2 protein-coding genes are annotated in these 3,041 nt (G+C 72.8%); both read right to left on the bottom strand.

Annotated elements, in window-relative coordinates; genetic code table 11:
* A partial coding sequence (locus tag CCR87_RS00440; RefSeq protein ID WP_201155369.1) for a hypothetical protein occupies positions 1-996 on the bottom strand: 996 nt, incomplete at its 3' end.
* Between the two features lie 418 nt (positions 997-1,414).
* Positions 1,415-2,818: a dihydropyrimidinase gene (hydA, locus tag CCR87_RS00435; RefSeq protein WP_201155368.1), complete on the bottom strand. Its 1,404-nt coding sequence runs from the start codon at positions 2,816-2,818 to the stop codon at positions 1,415-1,417.
* Positions 2,819-3,041 lie beyond the last annotated feature (223 nt).

The raw sequence follows: 3,041 nt of genomic DNA, 5'->3' as shown, positions 1-3,041 counted from the left end.
AACCCCCAGCCCCAGCAGCCCCGAGACCAGCAGCACCGCCGACGCCGGCAGCGGGATCACCCCCACGCCGGGGTCGCTGCGCACCAGCATGTCGTCGCCGACGATCTGGTAGTTCATGAAGGCGCCGGTGTCGTCGGTCTCGGTGGAAAACAGCATCCGCAGCCCGGCCTTGCCGAAGCGCTCATAGAACAACAGCTGGAACGCCACCACGGCGTTGCCGTCGGCGTCGAATGCGTGCTGATGCTCCGCAGTGTCAAAGGTATAGACGCAGCACCGCCCGTCCCCGGCGTCGAAGGTGCCGGAGGGGTTGAAGTTCCGCGCCCGCTGCGGGTCGGTCCGGTCGGGATCGAGGGCATAGCTCGGCCCGACCGCCGGGTCGAACCCGAGCCACGACGCATTGCCGTCGTCCGAGCGGATGCGGAACTGATAGACGGTGTCGGGCGACAGCACGAGCGCCCCGGTGAAGCGCCACACCGACTGCCGGATGATCGGCTCCAGCGCGTCCTCGGTCAGGCCGTCGCGCAGGGTGAAGCTGGCGTAGTCGCCCGCGTCCTCGGCGGATCGGCGCAGGAAGTCGAGCATCGTCGTCTCCGGGCCGCTGGAGATGTCATCCGTCGCCCAGGGGTATTTCAGCGCCGTGGAGGTGAAGGTCCCGTCGGGCGGGCGGCTGTCGAAGAACGCCCCGGCCCGGGGCAGGACATTGGCGGCGGTCCGCAGCGCGGAATTGGTCTGCATGCTGGCGCCAAGGGTGTCGATATCACGAAACGCCGGCAGGTCGGCATAGAGGTCCGCGGTCTCATTCCCGAGGAGAAAGGGCAGCTGAAGCCACACCTCGCCCTTCAGCCCGGGGGCGAGGGTCTGGGCGGCGGCGGGCTGTGGCGCGAAGGCGGCGAGACCTGCGGCGCACAGCAGCGCCGTTGCGATCCGGCCCGCCCGCCGGGCGGATGGCCGATGCGCGCGCTCCGGCGCGGCGGTTGCGCGGTCCATATCCGTCATCGAGGCCACCTCCGTCCGGCACGCTGGTCGGCGGCCCCTCTAATGGTCCACACAAATCTGTCAAGGGCGCGGACCGGCCATGCGCGCCACGACGGCCCGACCCGCCCTGCGGCACGGTGAAGCGGTCGCGCCCGCCGGGGTGGCGGCGGGTCCCCCAGCGCAGGCCCGTCAGCGCAGGTCCATCAGTGCGGGCCCATCAGTGCAGGACCCCCCAGCGCAGGCCCGTCAGCGCAGGTCCATCAGTGCAGGACCCGCCCTGCGGCGGCGGTCCCCGCGGCTTCGGCCCGGGCACGCGCCCACAGCGCGCGGGCGGCGGTTTCGGCGCGCGGCCTGCCCGGGATCGCGTGGGTGTGCCGGTGACACGGCCCGGCGTGACCACCCGCCCGCGCCCGTCGGTCGGCCACCCGTGGTGGGGGTGTCACGGCACCGTCCGGGGGCGGGCGCGGTGCAGCAGCCGCCCCGAGGGCGCGGCCCCCGTCAGCGCGCCGTCGCGCATCACCGCGACCCCGCGCAGGAATGTGGCGACGGGCCAGCCGGTGATCTCGAACCCCTCCCACGGGGTGTAGTCGGCGCCGTGGTGCAGGTCGGCCTGGCGGATGGTGCGGCGCGCGCCGGGGTCCCACAGCACGATGTCGGCGTCCGCGCCGACCGCGATCACGCCCTTGGACGTCAGCCCATAGAGCCGCGCGTGATTGCCCGCCGTCAGCGCGGCAAAGCGCTCCAGCGAGATCCGCCCCCCGACCACCCCTTCGGAGAACAGGATCGGCAGGCGGGTCTCGATCCCCGGGATGCCGTTGGGGATGTTGCGAAAGCTGGCGCGCGCGCCGGGGGCGTCCTTGCCCGCCGCGTCGGCGAACCGGAACGGGCAGTGGTCCGAGGAGAACAGCTCGAACTCCCCCCGCTCGATCCCCGCCCAGCAGGCGGCCTGCTCGGCCGCATCGCGCGGCGGCGGCGAGCAGACGTATTTCGCCCCCTCGAAGCCCGAGCGATCCAGATCGTCGGCCGTCAGCGTCAGGTATTGCGGGCAGGTCTCGGCGAACACCCGCGTGCCGCGGGCGCGGGCGCGGCGGATCTCGTCCAGCGCCGCGCCGTTGGAGACATGCACGATCGTCAGCGGCACGCCCGCGATTTCCGCCAGGGTGGTGGCGCGGTGGACGGCCTCGCGCTCCACCGCGACGGGGCGGGTGGTGGCGTGGTGCAGCGGCGCGGTGCGGCCCGTGCGCTCGGCCTCGTCGCGCAGGAATTCGATGGCGTCCTCGTTTTCGGCGTGGACCATGACCATCGCGCCGTGCCGCCGCGCCACCGCCATGACATCCAGGATCTGGCGGTCCGAGAGCGCCAGCCCCGCATAGGTCATGAACACCTTGAAGCTGGTGTGCCCGTCCTCCAGCAGCGCCGGCAGGTCCTGGCCCAGCGTCTGTGCATCGGTGCGGTGCACGATCAGGTGGACGCCGTAATCGGCATGGCAGACACCGTCCGCGCGCGCCAGATACGCGTCCATGGCCGCGCGCAGGGGGGTGTCGCCCTCGGGCAGGCAGAACGGCATGATCGTGGTGGTGCCGCCGCAGATCGCCGCCGCCGAGGCCGAGGCGAAGTCGTCCGCCATCTCGATCCCCGGCCCCGAGGGCTGCGAGATGTGGACATGGCTGTCGATGCCGCCGGGCAGCGCGATCAGCCCCCCGGCCGCGACCACCTGCGCGCCCGACAGGTCGTGGCCCAGCGTGGCGATGCGGCCCGCGCGCACGCCGATGTCCATCTCGGCCACGGTGTCGCCGGTGACGACGCGCGCGCCGCGAATGACCAGATCATGTGCGCCGCTCATGCCGCGTGGCCCCTGGTGATGTCCGGGCCAGCATCCGGCCCAGTATCCGGCCCAGTATCCGGGCGGTTGGTCCCGTGCGTCTGCCCCTGTGTGTCCCCGTGTCCGTCCGCGATGGTCAAGCTGCCCTCCTGCGGCGGATCGCCCGCCCCTTTGCGTTCCGCGGGCCGGTCGGGCCATGGCGGGGGGGCGGGATGCGCCGCGCCCTCGGGGGTGGAGCATGGCA

The organism is Rhodobaculum claviforme, from assembly GCF_016653255.1.
Lineage (GTDB): Bacteria > Pseudomonadota > Alphaproteobacteria > Rhodobacterales > Rhodobacteraceae > Rhodobaculum > Rhodobaculum claviforme.
The sequence above is the reverse complement of the archived record's forward strand: the minus strand, read 5'-3'. Positions and strand labels throughout refer to the sequence as shown.

Coding starts and splice junctions, on each gene's coding strand:
- hydA (WP_201155368.1), bottom strand. CDS start 2,818: ATGAGCGGCGCACATGATCTGGTCATTCGCGGCGCGCGCGTCGTCACC.